Below are 18,124 nucleotides of genomic sequence, written 5' to 3'. Positions count from 1 at the left end.
AAGACACTTTTTTTGATAGTTGAGAGCGAACCATAGACTTCTTCAACTCTCTGCAAAGAGCCGCCTCACATAACTGAGGCGGCTCTTTTTCTGTACCAAGAGACGAGCAATACATAGCAGGCCGGCATGATGGCGCATAGCAAGATCAATGTATTCCATCCGAAACGAGTCCAAATCGGGCTGAGCAACGAACTTCCGGCAGCGACGCCAATATAGTAAGACACAAGATAAAGGCTGGAGGCGCTGCCTTTATGGTGCGTAGCTTGCTGGCCGACAGAAGCGGCAGTCAGCGAGTGGGCGGTGAAAAAACCGAGACATGCCACACATAAACCCACGGCTACCATCCATAGCACTGGGGAGAGTGTCATTAAGATACCAGCCGAAAAAATGAACACGCCGATGATGCGGACACGCCGTAAGCCGAACACTTCGGCGACGCGGCCAGCAAGCGGCGAACCGATGACCCCGATGCCATAAGCGAAGAATAGATAAGAAATCGCCTGCAGCGACATGGAGAAGGGCGGTTTTTCAAGATGGAACGGTAAATACGTCCAGACTCCGGTAAAGGCGATTTGGAGAATGGCCCCAAGCCCGAATACCACGAGCAATGACGGGTTTTTTAAATGGAACAGAAAGCCTTCGATGTCTTTTGAAAAGCTCAGTTCGCTCGGTTCAAAATGATGAGAGGGCGGCAGTAGCAAAAACACAGCAATAAATAAAGCAAAGCCAGTTGCGCCAAATCCCAAAAATGTCAGCTGCCAGGAAAGCGCATCGGTCAAAAATCCGGTCAGGACGCGTCCGAGCATGCCGCCAAGAGCATTGCTCGATATGTATAAAGCAGTAGCATAAGCAATATTCTTACGGTCGATCTCTTCACTGATATAAGCGAGTGCAGCGGCAGGAACTCCTGCCAGTGCGAAGCCCTGAATCAAGCGCAGCAGGAGAAAAATGCTAAAGGATTCGACAAACGGCAAGATGAAAAATGGGATGGCAGAACCGGCCAGCGACCAGATGATATAGGAACGCCGGCCGTTGCGGTCTGAAAAAAACCCGAGAACGATCAGGCCAACAATCAACCCGACGATAGTCAGCGACAAAGACAGGCTGGAAGTGGAAACCGATATCCCGAAATCGGCGACAAATACCGGCAGCAAAGGCTGAACGGCATATATATTGGCGAAAATAAACAATGAAGCCAGCAACAAGCTGGCGATGATTTTCCAGAAATTGCGGTCGCGTACCGTGTATTTGCGTTTTTCCATAGGCGCCAATCACTTCCGTTTCATAAAGGCTAATGTGGTTTATTCTACCACTCATGAACCAAATATACCCAGTGGAAAAAGGCGAAAAAAAAAGCCCGCAAGAAAAATGCGGGCTAAACCTTATAGCTTATTGAAATACGCGAGGATTTGTTTACGGGAAGGTTCTTGCAGGCGATAGCGCAATTCCTTATTTTGGGTATTCACGAGATGATAGGCCGGGTTTTCGACAACCGTAAACTTCCAATGCGGCTTCACGTTCTTTTTCTTCAATTGCAGTTCAGGCGGCATCATCTTGTCAGTGAAACTTTCAAGTTTAGCCATTAAGAACGTATCCATATAGCGGACGATAACAAACCCTTGATGCTTTTCTGGGTCATATTTTGAGAGATTGTATTCACTTACGTCAAAGCCTTTTTCATAGCGTTGAACAGACGGAGAAAGGACAAAAAAGTCCTCATTGTAAAAAACATTCGAGTTGCCGAATTGCTTGAGGCCCAATTCCTCAACCAAAAGATCCTTATTGACCAAATTCATTTCGCGCGCAGTAGCCATGCAATTCCTCCTCATTTCCTTATAGTCTTTCTATTATAACATTCTTTTCGCTTGAACGCTGAAGAGGCACGACTAAAGAGGAGAGCAATGGATTGCTGAAGTATTTTGAAAAATCTGTTATATTTAAAATAAACCAATTCACTTATACGCAAGGGGGGAATTTCTGTGTGCGGAAGGTTTGCATTATATGCAGATTACGAGGCGCTGCTTGAGCGTTTTGATATAGAAGAAGCTGCCCTCGCGCAAGATCTTTACGAAAAAAATTACAATGTGGCCCCTTCCCAGCAGATTGCTGCAGTCATCAATGACGGCAAGCAGAATCGGCTGGGGACATTCCGTTGGGGACTTATCCCATCTTGGGCAAAAGATCAGAAAATCGGCTACAAGATGATCAACGCCCGAGCAGAGACAGCGGCAGAAAAGCCAAGTTTCCGAACGGCTTTTAAGAAAAAGCGCTGTTTGATCCCAGCAACGGCATTTTACGAATGGAAAAAAGCGGAGGGCGGCAAAACGCCGATGCTCATCCATTTGGAGAGTGACGAATTGTTTGCGTTTGCGGGGCTTTGGGAGTCGTGGGAAGCACCGGACGGGGAAGTGGTTCATAGTTGTACGATTTTAACAACGCAGCCGAATGCGTTGATGGCGGGGATCCATGACCGGATGCCGGTGATTTTGTCGAAGGGGGACGAGAAGGTTTGGCTCGATCCGAACATTCAAGATCCTGAGCTATTGAACGAACTCATTAAACCTTACCAAGAGGAGGAGTTGGAAGCGTACGAGGTATCAGGCGCAGTCAATTCGCCAAAAAATAATGGACAGGAATTGATTCGGAAAATCGGATGATCGCACTTTCAAGAGAAGGGGAGGGTCATGATGAAAAGCGGGTTGATTTTGGAAGGCGGCGGCATGCGAGGCGTCTACACAGCGGGTGTACTGCAGAAGCTTATGGAAGAGAACTTATTTATGGAGTATGTTATTGGGGTCTCAGCCGGCGCGTGCAATGCCGTCTCCTACCTGTCGCGGCAAAGCGGCAGGAACCGCACAGTGATGATTGATTACGTCACACACCCCGATTATATTTCCATGAAAAATTTGCTGAAAAACCGAGAATTGTTCGGCATGAATTTGATTTTCGATGACATTCCGAATCGGCTCGTGCCATTTGATTATGAAAGATTCGATAAAGCGGCGGAAGAATTTGTCGTCGGGACCACTGATTGCATGACGGGGGAAGCCATCTACTATCGTAAGCCCTTGCCTCCTGACGAACTGCTTGCAGTGGTTCGGGCATCCAGTTCGTTGCCGTTCATGGCACGCCCCGTGGAATTCGGTGGACGCTTTTTGATGGACGGAAGCCTCGCCGATCCGCTGCCGATCAAGCAAGCTTTGTCAGATGGCGTGACCAAGCCGATTGTTATAATGACAAGGGAGCGGCATTATAGGAAGCGCCAGACACCCCTTATGCGCCTGGCCCCTGCTTTCGCCCGCCAGTATCCAGGGCTTGCACGGGCTTTGGAAGAACGGCAGCGTGTTTACAATGAATCATTGGCGCACATAGAGGCGCTTGAAGCGCAGGAACAGGCGATGATTATCCGGCCGCGCAATTTGCATAAGCTGCGTGGCATCGAGCGAGATCAGGAGCGGCTTGCAGCTTTATATGTCCAGGGTTACCGGGATGCAGAGTTGATGGTGCCGCGGATTCGAAAGTTCATTCAAGCACAACAGATAGTCAATGCAGAAAGGAGTTTGTGATGATTGCTCAAATAGATCAGACAAACGAAAAAAACGCACGCGACATCCAGTCGATCCAGCGGCCAGCTTACCGGATAGAAGCAGAACTGATGGGGTTCCATGACATTCCCCATCTCTCCGAAACGATTGAAGAAATCCAGCAAAGCGAAGAGACTTTTCTCGGGTATCAGGAAACATATTTGAAAGGGTTTATTTCCTATAAAAAAGAAGGCAATGTCATTGATATTTATAGGCTTGTAGTGGACCCGCTTCAGTTTCGGCAAGGCATTGCCCGAAGTTTGGTCGGCCATCTTCTCGAGCAACATAAGGAAATGGAATTTATCGTCAGCACCGGAAGCGCGAATGTGCCGGCCCGAAAACTGTATGAATCGTTCGGTTTTCGGGAAGAAGAAATCTTTGAGGTTGCACCAGGCGTGACGTGCACTCAATTCCGTCTGGTCAGATAACAGCCTGCCGCCCAGAATTTTCAGGGCAGCAGGCTTTTTTGATGATGGATAAGTTGCAGGCACATTTATTTATTTTTAATTCGAGATAATATAAAATGAAGGAAGTGGATATGTCCCTGTCCGCACAGAAAGGAGTGCGATTCAGATGATCAAAATCTTGCCGCGCATTAATGAACTGGCGCATAAAGAACGCGATTACGGACTGAGCTATGAGGAAATCCGAGAGCAGCAAGTACTGCGCCGCGAGTATCTCCAGGAAATCCGTGGCCAAGTCGAGTCGACAGTAACGAATGTAACGGTCATTGATCCGCTTGGTGCCGATGTTACGCCAAGCAAAATCAAAGACTTGAAATAAGAGAAGAAACTTAAACGATTCGAGAGAGGAAGAACATAAATGAACGATTATTTAGTGAAAGCTTTGGCGTATGACGGCCAAATCCGTGCCTTTGCTGCGCGCACGACCGAAACAGTAAATGAGGCGCAACGACGCCATTACACCTGGCCGACCGCATCCGCGGCACTCGGCCGTTCGATGACAGCGAGCGTCATGCTTGGCGCGATGCTGAAAGGTGAAGAAAAACTGACCATTAAAATCAACGGAGGCGGCCCGCTTGGCACGATCTTGGTCGACGCTAACGCAAAAGGCGAAGTGCGCGGGTATGTGTCCAATCCACAAACCCATTTCGATCTGAACGAACAAGGCAAACTTGATGTCCGCCGGGCAGTCGGGACAGAAGGGACACTGACTGTCTCTAAAGATATCGGGTTGCAGCATCCTTACGTTGGCCAAGTGCCTATCGTCTCCGGCGAATTGGGCGATGATTTCACGCACTATATCGTAACATCCGAACAGACACCGTCTTCCGTAGGTGTCGGCGTCATCGTCAATCCAGACAATACCATCTTGGCTTCGGGCGGGTTTTTAATCCAATTGATGCCAGGTACAGACGAAAAAGTGATCAACCAGCTCGAACAGCGCCTCACCGAAATTCCGACCATTTCCAATATGGTGCGTGCCGGTTTGACGCCTGAGGATATTCTGGATGAAGTATTGGGGAAAGAAAATGTCAAAGCACTTGATAAAATGCCGGTGAATTTCCAATGCCAATGTTCCCGCGAGCGTATCCATAACGCGATTCAAGGGCTAGGGCCGGCAGAAATCGAAGACATCATTGAAACAGAAGGGCAAGCAGAAGCACAATGCCATTTCTGCAATGAGACTTACGTTTTCTCGAAAGGCCAATTACAGGAAATGCTCTCCTAAGTTCACAAAAGCCTGAGGTTCTCCTCGGGCTCTTTGAGAGGGTTGAAAAAGTCTAAAGTTTGTTATCAAATACGAAAGAGACCACTTTTTTCAACATTCAATAATCAAAGACGATTCTAAGTATTTGAAGAAGCGTTCGCTCGTAACCCCTTCTGCTCAATAATGCTGCGCATTACTTTCGCAAAGATAAGGTCTCCCGTAGGTCGACCTTATCTTTCCTGTGGATCAGCGAGACGACCGAGACCCCGCAAGACGCAAAGCGGCTGAGGAGGCTTGGGCGCGAGCCCACGGAAAGCGAGCGATAAGCTTCGAAAAATACGACTTCTTAACTTTCGTGACAGTCTGCAAAAAGCCTGAGGTTCTCCTCAGGCTTTTTAACTTGGAAGCGTATGTGGGATATGGTATGATTTTATTATCTCGAATTAAAGATAATTAACTAGGGAGGTTGTTTTCATGATGAAACATATTTACAATCCACCAGCGGACGCATCCAAGCCGACGTTTCTTTTACTGCACGGAACTGGGGGCACAGAAACGGATTTGCTGCCAGCAGCGGGGCATATCGATCCGGAAGCTGGCGTATTAAGTGTCCGTGGGAATGTATCAGAAAATGGCATGCCGCGTTTTTTCAAGCGCTTGTCTGAGGGCGTATTTGATATGGAAGATTTGCGCGAACGTACCGAGGAGCTGCATGCATTTATTGGCCAGGCAGCTGAAGAATACGGCTTCGACCGGACCAATGTTATTGCGCTCGGTTATTCGAACGGGGCGAACATTGCCGCGAACCTATTGTTTTCATATGAAGATTCATTGAAAGCGGCCATCTTGCATCATCCGATGGTGCCGGACCGCGATAAGGTATTGCCGAATCTTGAAGAAACCCGTGTCTTTATCGCCGCAGGAACGAACGACCCGATTTGTCCGAAGGTGGAATCGGAAGATCTCGAAAAACTACTGAGCAAAGCGGGAGCCGCAGTTGAACTGCATTGGGAACACAATGGACATCAGCTGACGATGGATGAATTGGTTGCCGCCAAAGCTTGGTATGAAAAAGGGTGAACAAAGCTCCTCCGTTATGGGGGAGCTTTTCTTTCGGCACGATTTCTTTTCCGCATGCTTTGACAATCATGTCCTGCTTCGGTCATGATTAATAAAAACGAACTGGAGGAGGGATGACGGTGCAAAATAATCCGCGCATCACCGAGCAGCTTGAAGCTTGGGTGAAAGAAAACAGAGGGCATGCCGTTCTGGGCACCACAGCCCAGTACATACCGGCCTTAGGGAAAGTGGACCCAGGTAAACTTGGGATTTGCATGATCGACGAAGATGGCCATTATTATTGTGCAGGAGATACAGACAAAGAGTTCACATTGCAAAGTATATCCAAGGCGCTGACATTCGTTGCACTCAGCTGTCATTATGGATTGGACTTCGTCTTAGAGCGGGTGGATGTCGAGCCGACGGGCGAAGCGTTCAATTCGATCGTACCCTTTGAAATTCACCGGCCGAACAAGCCGTTCAATCCATTTATCAACGCAGGAGCCATTACGATTTCCTCGCTGCTACCTGGCCGGAACGGGCAAAAGAAATTTGAGTTTTTAAAAGGATTCTTAGAAGAACTGCTCGGCCATCCCATTGAAATCGACAAGGAAGTTTACGATTCCGAATGGGCGACATCACACCGTAACCGGGCACTCGCGTATTACTTAAAAGAAGCGAATTTCCTTGAGCTTGAAGTGGAAGAAGCGCTCGACATCTACATTAGCCAATGCGCGATCAAGATTTCTGTGAAGGACCTGGCGCTGCTTGGCTTGATCCTCGCTTACGATGGCTATAACCCAATCACTAAAGTCAAACATTTCTCGGAAGAAATCGCGCAAGTAACGAAAGTATTGATGGTCACTTGCGGCATGTACAATTCATCCGGCAATTTTGCGGCGCATGTCGGCATTCCAGCGAAAAGTGGTGTTTCAGGCGGTATCATGGCCGCTGTTCCGCCAAAGCTCCACTCGCAAACTTATGAATTCCGCGCAGGGGCGGGCATTGGCGTTTACGGGCCGGCAATCGACGTGCAAGGCAATAGCGCTGCCGGCACAATGATGCTTCGCCAAATTTCAAAAGAGTGGGATTTAAGCATTTTTTGATAAACAGAATAAAATCGGACAAGACCTTGCAGTGAATCTCTTTCACTGCAAGGTCTTTTTCGCAAGGTTTTAATTTTTTCCATTTTATTGTTTTTAGTCTAGGAGAGGGGGTACAGAAAGACTAAGGCAATACATAAAGAAACGAGGAGTGGAAAAATGGCAAAAGATTCGAAGAAAGTCGATGAAAACAGCAAGAACGAACAATTAGAGCAGTTTCGTTCAGACGATAGCGGCAAGGATTTGACGACGAATCAAGGCTTGAAATTATCAGAGGATGAGTTTTCCTTAAAAGCGGGTGAACGCGGGCCGACTTTAATGGAAGACTTTCATTTCCGCGAAAAAATGACTCATTTCGACCATGAGCGCATTCCAGAACGTGTGGTCCATGCACGTGGATTTGCAGCACATGGTGAATTTGAAGCGTATGAATCGTTGGAACATTTGACGAAAGCGAAATTCCTGTCGAAAAAGGGCAAGAAAACGCCAGTCTTCGTGCGCTTTTCTACAGTTGCCGGATCGCGTGGTTCAGCAGAGACCGTCCGTGATGCGCGCGGATTTTCAACTAAATTTTATACCGAGGAAGGAAATTATGACCTAGTCGGAAATAATATCCCGGTATTTTTCATCCAAGATGCTATTAAGTTCCCGGATTTGGTGCATGCCATCAAGCCAGAGCCACATAATGAAATTCCTCAAGCGGCGACAGCCCACGATACATTTTGGGATTTTGTCGCCAATAATCAGGAATCGGCACATATGGTCATGTGGACGATGTCTGATCGCGCCATTCCGAGAAGCTTGCGGACAATGGATGGGTTCGGCGTCCATGCCTTCCGTTTCGTAAATGCGGAAGGGAAATCACATTTTGTGAAATTCACTTGGAAATCAACGCTCGGCGTTCATTCCCTCGTATGGGACGAAGCGCAGAAGATAAACGGAAAAAACCCGGATTTCCATCGCGCCGATCTGCATGAATCGATCGAAAACGGAGACTATCCAGAATATGAACTAGGCGTCCAGATTGTTGCAGAAGAAGATGAGCATAAATTTGATTTCGATCTGTTGGATGCAACGAAAATGTGGCCGCAGGAAGAAATTCCAATCCACATCGTCGGCAAGATGACCTTGAACCGCAACGTCGATAACGTGTTTGCGGAAACAGAGCAAGTGGCATTCCACCCAGGACATGTAGTGCCAGGAATCGATTTCTCAAACGATCCATTGCTCCAAGGGCGCTTGTTCTCCTATACCGATACGCAATTGATTCGCCTTGGCGGGCCAAATTTCCATGAGCTTCCAATTAATCGTCCCGCTTGTCCGTTCCATAACAACCAGCGCGATGGATACGGCCGCCAGACGATCAATAAAGGGAAAGTTGCGTACCAGAAGAGTTCATTCACTAACCATACACCAGCACCTGTCAGTGAAGAGGACGGCGGCTATGCCCATTACCAGGAGAAAGTGGAAGGGCGCAAAGTGCGTAAGCGCAGCGACAGCTTTAAAGATCACTTCTCACAAGCAACCATGTTCTGGAACAGCATGAGCGACGCAGAGCAACAGCACATTATTGCAGCATTCAGCTTCGAGCTAGGTAAATGCGACAGCATCGACATCCGCCAGCAAGTCGTAGACATGTACGCCAATGTCAACTTAAAACTTGCACAGGAAATTGCAGAAAATATCGGGGTCAAAGCGCCTCAAACCGGCAATACGGATACAAGTAAAAAATCGCCGGCGTTAAGCCAGGAAAATACCATCAAAACGGCCAAAACGCGTAAAGTAGGCGTTATCGTATCGCCTGATTTCAATTCCAAGGAAGTTATGGAAGTATTGGATCAATTGGAATCAAAAGGGCTGCAATACGAAATCATCAGTGAGAAGCAAGGGAAACTCGAAGTCGGAAATGGCAAGCAAGTCATGATTGACCATACCTTCACAACGGCAGATCCGGTGTTATTTGATGCTATTTACGCTGTCGGTGGCCCGGAAATCAGCAAAAAATTTGCGCGCAATGCCGCCTATTACGTTACGGAAGCCTTTAATCACTTCAAGCCAATTGGCGCTACGCATGAAGGCAAGAAATGGTTGGATGCCAATGGTTACACTGGAGAGCCAGGGGTTATCACAGGAGATTCCATGACAGCTTTTGCAGACGATTTTGTTGAGGCCATTGCGGCACACCGCCATTGGAATCGTGAAGTGTAATCATAAATTGGCGGGAAAGCAAAGTTTTGCGATAGTCCAAACTGAAAAGCTTTGATAATACACCTGAGGGGTAATTTCGACATTTCGAAATGAAAAGACCTCTTGGAAAATGGAGGAATTTGATATGGCTAACGATAAATTCATGGCTACATTCGACACAGAAACGGAAGTACTGAAGAAGATCGAAGACATGAAAGCGCAAGGCTCACGTGAGGAAGACATGTATGTCATGGCGCGCAACGAAGACCAAATTTCTATGGTTCGTGGGCGTACAGATGTGGATTATAAATCGTCCGAAGGCAATTGGATGGATAAATTCATGGGCTTCCTATCCGGCAACGAACCAACGCGTGAAGCCTTCTCGAATATGGGTGTAGATCAATCAGAAGCGGATCGTTATTACAATGACGTTCAAAACGGCAAAATTCTGCTGTTCGTCGACCATGAATTTGGTGCGAACTATGAAGGAGATGCAGCGTCTGATAACAACAGCTACAGCAACGCCAGCAGTGCCGTAAGTTCAGAAGCAGTCGATAGCACGACAAGTGGTATCAAAGTCGATAACTCAGCTGTAGCACGCGACGGTCTGACAGTCGATACGAATGAGGAAAACAACGTTGCATTCAATACAGAGCGTGATTCCTTGGGTTCTGAAACGGCCGGCGTCGACGGCGACAGCGGCACTGGTTTCGGGCTTGAAAATGAAGAGCGTTCGGCTGATAATGCAGACGCGACAGACCATCGTGCGACAACGAATTTCACGGATGACGTGACAGGGCACAATCGTACAGTTAAAGAAGACGAGTTTGATCGCAAAGACCGTACAGATCGCGACAAATGATAAGCATCAAGCATCAAAAGCGGAGGGGCTCCTCCGCTTTTTTGTATGCGCATCACAATTCGATTATAATGGAAACAAGCTTGGAGGGATGAAGATGGACGGAAAGAAAAGAAGCGATGTAAAGCCAGGGCTCGAAGTGAACGTAATCTTGAAAAAAGACCAACGGACAGGCAAAAAAACGCAAGGTGTTGTCAAGGATTTGCTGACGAATTCAGCGACGCATCCTCATGGCATTAAAGTGCGTCTTGAGGACGGGCAAGTTGGCCGTGTCTGCGAAATTCTTAGCTGCAAGTGAAAGGACGGGATTTGCATGGATCAGCACAAGCAAGACGACCTGCAATCATCTGACCCGAGAAGAATCGGGGCCAATCGCACGAGCAAAGAGCAGGATGAAAAAGAACGTATCCACGAGGATTTGGCTATGAGAAAAGACAAACGCCCAACAGGCGACCCCGCCAAACCGCAAGAACGCAATTTTATCTGAACAAAAGCAGGCCGCTTAAAAGGGCCTGCTTTTGTGCTATTATGAAAGAGATTGCTAACGTAAAAAAGGAGTCTATCATGAGCGATTTTTTTGAACGAAAAAAACAAGAGCTCGGTGTCGAGCTGAATAAAATACAGAAAAAAGCCGTTACCAAAACAGAAGGACCGTTATTGCTTCTTGCCTGTCCGGGCTCTGGCAAAACAACCACTATGATTATGCGCATTGGTTATTTAATCGAAGAAAAATCCATCCAGCCAAAACGCATCAAAGCAATTACCTTTAGTAAAGCATCAGCGACCGATATGCTCGAACGCTATGCCCGATTCTTTCCTGGTCTAGCCCCGGTGGATTTTTCAACGATCCACAGTTTGGCCTTCCAAATTACTAGAGATTATTTGTCAGCGGACGATTATGTGATGATCGAAGGAAGTGATTCCAATCGCCTTAATAAGAAACGCCTCTTGAGAGAGATATACGCGCGTGAAAACGATGAGCCGATTACCGATGATCTACTCGAGGAATTGGTCTCATTTATCAGTTTCGTGAAAAACAAAATGGTGCAAAAGAGAAAATGGAAAACACTTGATGAACCTTTTCCTGGCGCCATCGATATTTTGTCGATTTACGAAGATTTCAAAGAAAACCACGAACCGAGGCTCGTAGATTTCGATGATATGCTGACTATCGCATTCGAAGCCTTGAGCGCTGACCGAAAACTGTTGTTGAAATACCAGCAGCGCTGGGATTATGTGATGACAGACGAAAGCCAGGACACCTCAATGGTTCAGCATGCCCTCGTTGAAAAATTAGTTGAGAAACACCGTAATTTGTGTGTCGTGGCAGATGATGACCAGTCCATTTATACGTGGCGTGCAGCCGAACCGAGCTATCTGCTCAAATTCCGGCAAGTGTACCCGGACGCCTATATCATGAAAATGGAGCGCAATTACCGTTCATCCGGCACGATTGTCAGTACGGCGAATCGATTTATCAAAACGAATAAATTGCGCCACGATAAAAATATGTTCACTGACAGGCCAGAGGGCGGACCGATTGTCATTCGCCGTCTCGCCTCACAGGAAGCGCAGCTAAAATATCTCTTGAAAGAGTTAGGGGATTTAGAGGACTATGGCAATGTGGCGATTTTATACCGCAATAACTCCTCGTCGACCTTATTGATGGATGAACTGGATCGGCTTGGTATCCCGTTTTATATGAAAGATGCGGACAACCGCTTTTTCAGCCATTGGATTGTTCAGGACATCTTAAATTTTATGCGCTTCAGTTTGCGCCCGGAGCGGATCGATTTATACGCTAAAGTCGCTTCGAAAACCAATGCTTACTGGTCGGCCGCACAGCTCAAGCAACTCGGTCGTATGCAGCCGAGCAAGCAACATGCTTTTGAGGAAATCACTTTGGCTGTCACGATGAAGGATTACCAGTTGCGGATTATCGCAGAACAGCGCAAAACGGTGGACGCACTGAAAGACATGCCGCCGTTAAATGTAATCAAAGCCATACGCCGCGATATAGGCTATGATCAAATGCTCAAAAGCCGTGCAGAGAAATTCGGCATGAAGCTCGATTATTTACAGCAGATCCTCAGCACGCTCGAGCAAATTGCCGAGCCGCTTCCGACAATGATGGATTTTGCGAAACGTTTGAAACAGCTAGAAGAAGTGACGAAGCAGGCGAAAACTGAAAAAACGGATGATATGCTGACTTTGTCTACGATGCACAGCTCAAAAGGATTGGAGTTCGACCGAGTGTATTTGATCGATTTGGTCGAAGGGATTGTTCCGACAGAGGAAGATGCGGATGACCCGGCTTTACTAGAAGAAGCCCGGCGTTTGTTCTATGTTGGGATGACACGTGCGAAACGCCATCTGGAATTGCTCAGCTATGACCAGGAATCGCGTTTTGTAGAAGAAGTCCGGCGCATTGCCTTGCCCAAAACAAAGCAGACGGAAGCAACAAAAACTTCCGCGCCAAGTTCTCCGAAAACGAAAATTGCCGTACCAGACAATCCAGATGCGGTCCGTTCTATTGATGAACTGCAGGTAGGTGCAAACATTCGTCACCGTGTCTTTGGAAACGGGCAGATCACAGAGTTGGATGAAGAAAAAGTTGGCATCCAGTTCGCCAAAGCCCATAAAGAATTTCTATTGGAAATTTGCCTGCAATATCAATTGCTGGAACTGATATAAGAAGGGTAGAAAAGTGAGGCAATATAGATGAAGATCAAGGATTGGAACCGCAGCCTGAAAGTCCGGCTAGTGGGCGAGTTTTTCATGAATACAAGCTTTTGGATGGTGTTCCCGTTCTTAGCGATTTATTTTGCGGAAGAATTCGGAAAAGGGCTGGCGGGGATGTTGCTGATCATCTCCCAAATCTTTTCCGTGGCTGCCAATTTATTTGGCGGCTATTTTGCTGACCGGTTCGGGCGCAAGCGGATGCTGGTATCTGCTGCTGTAGCGCAAGGTTTCGCCTTCTTGCTGTTTGCTTTGGCAAACTCGCCATGGCTCACTTCACCAGAGCTCAGTTTCGTGGCATTTACACTGGCTGGCATGTGCGGCTCGCTTTACTGGCCAGCGAGCCAAGCAATGATTGCCGATGTCATTCCTGAAAAATACCGGAGCGATGTGTTCGCGGTCTTTTATACAACATTGAATATTGCTGTTGTTATCGGGCCTTTGTTTGGTGCAGTATTGTTTTTCTCGTACCGCTTTGAACTACTTTTAACAGTCGCCATCATTTCGGTGCTGCTCGGGCTGTTATTACGCTTTTATACAGAGGAGACTTTATCGGCCGAAGTTCTCGAGAAGTGGAAAGAAGGCAATGCAACTGGCTGGCGAGGCGCGCTGCTGACGCAAGTGAAAGATTACGGCATCATTTTAAAAGACCGTGTCTTTTTACTGTTTGTTATCGCGGGGATTTTGGGGGCGCAGACTTTCATGCAATTGGATCTCGTTATTCCAGTTTATTTAAAGGAAACGATCGATCGCCAAACAATCCTCGATTTTTTAGGGCGTGAATGGTCCGTGACCGGGGAAACGTCTTTTGGTATTTTACTGGCAGAAAACGGCTTGATTGTTGCTCTATTAACAGTGGTTATCACTCGTTGGATGACTAAGTTTCCAGAAAAATGGGTGTTTTTCTTTTCTGCTTTACTATTCGGCTTGTCGATGGCGATTTTCCCGATGACTTCCTGGTTCTGGATTTTCTTCGTAGCGATGGCAGTTTTCACATTTGCCGAATTGATGGTAGTCGGGCTTCAGCAAAGTTTCATTTCTAAACTGGCGCCGGAGTCCATGCGCGGACAGTATTTTGCGGCGGCCAGCCTGCGCTATACAATCGGGCGGATGATTGCGCCGATTTCGATTCCGATGACTGCCTGGTTTGGATTTGGTTGGACATTTATCATTCTCGGCAGCTTTGCGGTATTGAGCGGTTTCGTTTACCTGTGGATGTTCCATTTATATGATAAAAGAACGGTTGCGAACATATAAAAAAAGCCTGAGCGGTTAAGCTCAGGCTTTTTCAGGTTATCGAGAAAGTTGAAAGTCGTATTTTCCGAAGCTTATCGCTCGCTTTCCGTGGGCTCGCGCCCAAGCCTCCTCAGTCGCTTTGCGCCTTGCGGGGTCTCGGTCGTCTCGCTGGTCCACCGGAGTCGAGCGAACGCTTCTCCAAATACTTGGAGAAGCCATTGACTGTTGAAAATGGAAAAAGATCCTCTTTTTTCATAATTGGGTGCAAACCATAGACTTCTTCAACACATAAAAAAAGCCTGAGCGGTTAAGCTCAGGCTTTTTGTGTGATTAGTTTTGGTCTTTAGCCAATTTGACTAGCATATGCGCGAGCATGTGCTGCTCTTCTTTGTCGCCTACTTGCCATAAGCGCTGCAAGAGGTACTCTTCGCTATTTTTCGGTTCTTCTTTTTTAGAAAGATGATCGCCGACTTTCGTTGCCAATTGTGCTAAGCGTTCTTCGCTCAAGCCCATTTTTTCGCCCATCTCGACTTTATTGCCTAAATAGTCGATGAAAGTTGAAAACTCAGCCAAAATTTGTTCTTTCTTTTTGTTATCGGTATTGCTCAATTTCTCTTCGACTTTTTTATCAACGTTTTCCATGAATGATTCACTCCTCGTCATTTTTGTTGCTACTCAATGTTTACCACTATAAAAAGCTTCTAAACGTTCGAATATTAAAAAAAGAAACAGCGGCTTCCGTTTAAGCGAGAGCGGTTGGGGTATTGAGATAACAAGTACGGATTAAAGGAGGATGATGGGTGAATGACATTATACGACGAAATCCAAGAACTGAAACAATTCGAGTGCGAAGACCGCTGTGTGTTGAGTGTATATCTCAATACCAACCCGGCTGACCGTGAAGCACAAAACGGGGCCTGGAAGATTCAGTTGAAGAATGGACTAAAGCGCATTGATGAGTATTTGACCGCCTCTAAAGACGAAAAAGAACTGAAAGCGTACAAAGAATTACGCAAGAAAGTAGAAAAGGAAATAACGGACAATCAAGGCGACCTCCAAAAGGGTGTCGTTATTTTTGCATCCACTCAAGACGATTTATTCTGGGTCAAGCATTTGCAGATTTCCGTCAAAACCGACTTCCAATGGGAAAGCAAACCAGCGCTCGACCAATTGCGCTATATTTACAAAGCATATCCGTACGCGGGCGTGATCTTGCCGAGCTTTAAAGGCATCCGTGTGCTCGATACATCCGTTGGCATCGTTAATGAAGAAGTCTATTATGAATTTGACGCAGGCCTTGAAGTCTGGACAGAACAAAAAGGCGTCAGAAGCTCTGGGCGCATTCAAGGACGCAGCGGCGCTGGATCGACTGGCGGCGGGGCTGCTGGTGGAAACAGCCCGGTCATCGGTGGCAGCGGCGGAGGAAGCCCGACCGACGAACTGGACCACCGCTTGAAAGAAAATTTAGACCGTTTTTACAAAGACATGGGCTCGAAGATTGAGAAGCTGAAAAAAGAACGGCGTTGGGAAGAAATCCATATCATTGGAGAAGCTGAGCACGCTCAGTCGTTTGCTAAAGTGCTCCACCAAAAGCCGAACAGCTGCATCCATAAAAACTTTATTAACAACAGTGCGGATAAAATTTTGCACGAAGTATTTGAAAAATAACAAAAAGCTCTGGCGCTGATGCCAGAGCTTTTTTTAATGGGGTTGGGGGCAGAAAGTACAGGTTTCAAATGAATCCAACTCTTTGTACAGACAGCAGGTTTTACGCATCGGCTCGGAAACAGCCCGTTCAAGCGGTACGGTGCCGATGAAAGTTTGCCACTGCGACTTGCGCAGCGGTTTCCAGTTGTGATCATCCATCAGCCAGTCGATATCTTCAGCGACGGTGCGTGGATATTGCCTCTGAAGTGTAGCGTAATGCCAGGCAAGTGAACCCAGTACATTTTCCCAACATGTAATAGCAGAGATTTTTGCCTGGCGGCGCAATTGTTGGAGCAGCGCGTCCGTCTGCCCGATTAATACATATTGGAAAGCCTCGTGTCGTTGTTCAGCCGGTATTTCGACAAAATCAGCAGCACTTACGTGAAACGAAATGAGCGGCAAGCCGTAATTATGTATTTTGCCAAAGCGCAGGTTTTCAGGAGCTGTCTTGAAATAGCCACCGTACTGGTGGATTAAGTTGAATTGGGCTGTCACGAACAAAGCGAATTGGCGAAAGAAATAGGAGACTGCGACTCCGTTGTTCTCCGTTCCACACCACTCTTTTAACTCTTCTATCAACAGCTGGGAGTTTGAAGATAAGGGATGGGCAGGAAGGCGGTCGACGATGACCGATTGCATTTGAAGTGAGTGCTTAGCGGCCATAGGCAAGTGCATCACGATTCCCCCTTTTCTCACCATGCTACCGGAAGAGCGTAAAACTGCCAAGCCACAATAAAAAAACGCTTCGCTCATCAGCGAAGCGTTCTTTTGGCAGTTAAACCGTTTGAAGCGTGATTGCGGGGCCGAAAAACTCGTAATGGATCTGCGCATCGGTCATGCCGATGACGCGCAATTCGCTGATCATTTTTTCCATGAAAGGTACTGGCCCGCAAACGTAGACTTCACCGTTTACATCGATCATGTCTTCCAATAATTCACGCGTGATATAGCCTTGCGGATCATCGGAATACAAAGTTTTGTATTTAGCATTGTCCATCGTCGCGACGTATTGTTGGATATCCTTATCGAAAGCATGCACGGTTTCGTTGCGTGCTGCGTGCAGGAACGAAACCGGGCGTTCTGGCGTTTGTGTGGCAACAGTTTCGAACATGCTCATCATCGGGGTGATCCCCACGCCGCCGCTGACGAAGGCGACAGGTGTGTCGCGCTTTACATCAAGCACGAATTCGCCGGCAGGTGCGCTCACTTCAATGGTGTCGCCTTCTTCCATTTGCTCATGTAAATAAACAGAAACTAGACCGTTCGGGTCGTTATCGGCTTCGCGTTTGACGGAAATGCGGAACTCATCAGGGCGAGATGCTTGGGACAGGCTATATTGGCGGTTAAACAGGAATTCTTCTCCGGGAATCGCCAGTCGAACTGTAATGTACTGGCCAGCATCATAACTAGGCACATTGTTTCCGTCTGCGGGTTTTAAATAGAAGGAAGTGATGTTGTCGCTTTCTTTCACTTTTCGTGCGATCGTGAAGTCTTTGAAGAAACTCCAGCCATTTTCTTGTGTTTCTGATTTTTCATACATGCCATTCTCGATGCTGATGAAGACATCGGCAATAACGCCGTATGCTTCTGCCCAGGCATTGATAATTTCATCCGTCGCCGCATCGCCAAGCACTTCTTCAATCGCCTTCAACAAGTATTCGCCAACAATTGGATAATGCTCAGCTTTAACGCCAAGACTAACGTGTTTGTTCGCAATCTGAACAACTGCTGGAAGAATGGCTTCGAGATTATCGATATGGACAGCGGCCGCATAAACAGTGTTGGCTAGCGCCGTTTGCTGGCGGCCTTGTTTTTGGTTGGCTTGGTTAAAAATATTTAAAAGTTCCGGATGCGCGTTGAACATATTATGGTAAAAAACAGTGGTAATGGTTTTTCCGTGTTCAGCTAATACAGGGGCAGTGGATTTGACGATGGTTCTTGTTTGTTCTGATAACATAGTCAATCTCTCCTTTTGTTTT

General features: G+C 47.1%; 19 protein-coding genes. 14 read left to right on the top strand and 5 right to left on the bottom strand.

Going from position 1 to position 18,124, the window contains the following annotated elements; genetic code table 11:
- Positions 1-65: 65 nt before the first annotated feature.
- Complete coding sequence (locus tag BBI11_RS13730; RefSeq protein WP_068464597.1) at positions 66-1,262, bottom strand: MFS transporter; 1,197 nt, start codon at positions 1,260-1,262, stop codon at positions 66-68.
- Positions 1,263-1,382: 120 nt separating this feature from the next.
- On the bottom strand, positions 1,383-1,814 hold the full coding sequence (locus BBI11_RS13725) for a hypothetical protein (RefSeq protein ID WP_068464595.1): 432 nt from the start codon (positions 1,812-1,814) through the stop codon (positions 1,383-1,385).
- Between the two features lie 165 nt (positions 1,815-1,979).
- Here BBI11_RS13725 and BBI11_RS13720 point away from each other — a divergent pair, with 165 nt between their 5' ends.
- From BBI11_RS13720 to mdrP, 13 genes are all read left to right on the top strand, one after another.
- Positions 1,980-2,657, top strand: a complete 678-nt coding sequence (locus BBI11_RS13720) for an SOS response-associated peptidase (RefSeq protein ID WP_068464592.1) — start codon at positions 1,980-1,982, stop codon at positions 2,655-2,657.
- Positions 2,658-2,684: 27 nt separating this feature from the next.
- A complete protein-coding gene (locus BBI11_RS13715) occupies positions 2,685-3,566 on the top strand; it encodes a patatin-like phospholipase family protein (protein ID WP_418312506.1) in 882 nt (293 codons plus the stop codon).
- Complete coding sequence (locus BBI11_RS13710) at positions 3,566-4,012, top strand: GNAT family N-acetyltransferase (RefSeq protein ID WP_068464589.1); 447 nt, start codon at positions 3,566-3,568, stop codon at positions 4,010-4,012. The genes BBI11_RS13715 and BBI11_RS13710 overlap by 1 nt, the downstream gene beginning before the upstream one ends.
- 145 nt (positions 4,013-4,157) lie before the next feature.
- Positions 4,158-4,367 (top strand): DUF896 domain-containing protein, encoded by a 210-nt coding sequence (locus tag BBI11_RS13705; protein WP_171900909.1) that lies wholly within the window; start codon positions 4,158-4,160, stop codon positions 4,365-4,367.
- A gap of 39 nt (positions 4,368-4,406) precedes the next feature.
- Entirely contained in the window at positions 4,407-5,276 is an 870-nt protein-coding gene (hslO, locus tag BBI11_RS13700; protein ID WP_068464586.1) for an Hsp33 family molecular chaperone HslO, read from the top strand.
- Between the two features lie 456 nt (positions 5,277-5,732).
- A complete protein-coding gene (locus BBI11_RS13695; RefSeq protein ID WP_068465784.1) occupies positions 5,733-6,335 on the top strand; it encodes an alpha/beta hydrolase in 603 nt (200 codons plus the stop codon).
- A 113-nt stretch (positions 6,336-6,448) separates the two neighbouring features.
- Positions 6,449-7,420, top strand: coding sequence for a glutaminase A (gene glsA / locus BBI11_RS13690; protein ID WP_068464583.1), 972 nt, complete (start codon positions 6,449-6,451; stop codon positions 7,418-7,420).
- A gap of 156 nt (positions 7,421-7,576) precedes the next feature.
- Complete coding sequence (locus tag BBI11_RS13685; RefSeq protein ID WP_068464580.1) at positions 7,577-9,625, top strand: catalase; 2,049 nt, start codon at positions 7,577-7,579, stop codon at positions 9,623-9,625.
- A gap of 124 nt (positions 9,626-9,749) precedes the next feature.
- Positions 9,750-10,466, top strand: a complete 717-nt coding sequence (locus BBI11_RS13680) for a YflT domain-containing protein (RefSeq protein ID WP_068464578.1) — start codon at positions 9,750-9,752, stop codon at positions 10,464-10,466.
- Positions 10,467-10,560: 94 nt separating this feature from the next.
- On the top strand, positions 10,561-10,761 hold the full coding sequence (locus BBI11_RS13675; protein ID WP_068464574.1) for a YwbE family protein: 201 nt from the start codon (positions 10,561-10,563) through the stop codon (positions 10,759-10,761).
- Between the two features lie 15 nt (positions 10,762-10,776).
- On the top strand, positions 10,777-10,950 hold the full coding sequence (locus BBI11_RS16405) for a hypothetical protein (RefSeq protein ID WP_156889077.1): 174 nt from the start codon (positions 10,777-10,779) through the stop codon (positions 10,948-10,950).
- 77 nt (positions 10,951-11,027) lie between these two features.
- Positions 11,028-13,157: an ATP-dependent helicase gene (locus BBI11_RS13670; RefSeq protein ID WP_068464572.1), complete on the top strand. Its 2,130-nt coding sequence runs from the start codon at positions 11,028-11,030 to the stop codon at positions 13,155-13,157.
- Between the two features lie 27 nt (positions 13,158-13,184).
- A complete protein-coding gene (mdrP, locus tag BBI11_RS13665) occupies positions 13,185-14,459 on the top strand; it encodes a multidrug efflux MFS transporter MdrP (protein ID WP_068464567.1) in 1,275 nt (424 codons plus the stop codon).
- Positions 14,460-14,768: 309 nt separating this feature from the next.
- Here mdrP and BBI11_RS13660 read toward each other — a convergent pair whose 3' ends face one another.
- Entirely contained in the window at positions 14,769-15,080 is a 312-nt protein-coding gene (locus tag BBI11_RS13660; protein WP_068464564.1) for a DUF3243 domain-containing protein, read from the bottom strand.
- A 162-nt stretch (positions 15,081-15,242) separates the two neighbouring features.
- Between BBI11_RS13660 and BBI11_RS13655 the strand changes: the two genes are divergently transcribed.
- Entirely contained in the window at positions 15,243-16,106 is an 864-nt protein-coding gene (locus BBI11_RS13655) for a VLRF1 family aeRF1-type release factor (protein ID WP_068464561.1), read from the top strand.
- 33 nt (positions 16,107-16,139) lie between these two features.
- On the opposite strand, the gene BBI11_RS13650 is transcribed toward BBI11_RS13655, so the two are convergent.
- Entirely contained in the window at positions 16,140-16,820 is a 681-nt protein-coding gene (locus tag BBI11_RS13650) for a (2Fe-2S)-binding protein (RefSeq protein ID WP_068464557.1), read from the bottom strand.
- 100 nt (positions 16,821-16,920) lie between these two features.
- Positions 16,921-18,102, bottom strand: coding sequence for an NO-inducible flavohemoprotein (gene hmpA / locus BBI11_RS13645; RefSeq protein ID WP_068464553.1), 1,182 nt, complete (start codon positions 18,100-18,102; stop codon positions 16,921-16,923).
- Positions 18,103-18,124 lie beyond the last annotated feature (22 nt).

Source organism: Planococcus maritimus (assembly GCF_001687625.2).
In the GTDB taxonomy this organism is placed as follows: Bacteria; Bacillota; Bacilli; order Bacillales_A; family Planococcaceae; genus Planococcus; species Planococcus maritimus.
This window is presented reverse-complemented; position numbering and strand designations above follow the sequence as displayed.

Bases quoted from the DNA above. Each gene is read 5' to 3' on its own strand.
- BBI11_RS13730 (WP_068464597.1), bottom strand. From the start codon at position 1,262: ATGGAAAAACGCAAATACACGGTACGCGACCGCAATTTCTGGAAAATC.
- BBI11_RS13725 (WP_068464595.1), bottom strand. From the start codon at position 1,814: ATGGCTACTGCGCGCGAAATGAATTTGGTCAATAAGGATCTTTTGGTT.
- BBI11_RS13715 (WP_418312506.1), top strand. From the start codon at position 2,685: ATGATGAAAAGCGGGTTGATTTTGGAAGGCGGCGGCATGCGAGGCGTC.
- BBI11_RS13710 (WP_068464589.1), top strand. From the start codon at position 3,566: ATGATTGCTCAAATAGATCAGACAAACGAAAAAAACGCACGCGACATC.
- BBI11_RS13705 (WP_171900909.1), top strand. From the start codon at position 4,158: ATGATCAAAATCTTGCCGCGCATTAATGAACTGGCGCATAAAGAACGC.
- hslO (WP_068464586.1), top strand. From the start codon at position 4,407: ATGAACGATTATTTAGTGAAAGCTTTGGCGTATGACGGCCAAATCCGT.
- BBI11_RS13695 (WP_068465784.1), top strand. From the start codon at position 5,733: ATGAAACATATTTACAATCCACCAGCGGACGCATCCAAGCCGACGTTT.
- glsA (WP_068464583.1), top strand. From the start codon at position 6,449: ATGACGGTGCAAAATAATCCGCGCATCACCGAGCAGCTTGAAGCTTGG.
- BBI11_RS13685 (WP_068464580.1), top strand. From the start codon at position 7,577: ATGGCAAAAGATTCGAAGAAAGTCGATGAAAACAGCAAGAACGAACAA.
- BBI11_RS13680 (WP_068464578.1), top strand. From the start codon at position 9,750: ATGGCTAACGATAAATTCATGGCTACATTCGACACAGAAACGGAAGTA.
- BBI11_RS13675 (WP_068464574.1), top strand. From the start codon at position 10,561: ATGGACGGAAAGAAAAGAAGCGATGTAAAGCCAGGGCTCGAAGTGAAC.
- BBI11_RS16405 (WP_156889077.1), top strand. From the start codon at position 10,777: ATGGATCAGCACAAGCAAGACGACCTGCAATCATCTGACCCGAGAAGA.
- BBI11_RS13670 (WP_068464572.1), top strand. From the start codon at position 11,028: ATGAGCGATTTTTTTGAACGAAAAAAACAAGAGCTCGGTGTCGAGCTG.
- mdrP (WP_068464567.1), top strand. From the start codon at position 13,185: ATGAAGATCAAGGATTGGAACCGCAGCCTGAAAGTCCGGCTAGTGGGC.
- BBI11_RS13660 (WP_068464564.1), bottom strand. From the start codon at position 15,080: ATGGAAAACGTTGATAAAAAAGTCGAAGAGAAATTGAGCAATACCGAT.
- BBI11_RS13655 (WP_068464561.1), top strand. From the start codon at position 15,243: ATGACATTATACGACGAAATCCAAGAACTGAAACAATTCGAGTGCGAA.
- BBI11_RS13650 (WP_068464557.1), bottom strand. From the start codon at position 16,820: ATGCACTTGCCTATGGCCGCTAAGCACTCACTTCAAATGCAATCGGTC.
- hmpA (WP_068464553.1), bottom strand. From the start codon at position 18,102: ATGTTATCAGAACAAACAAGAACCATCGTCAAATCCACTGCCCCTGTA.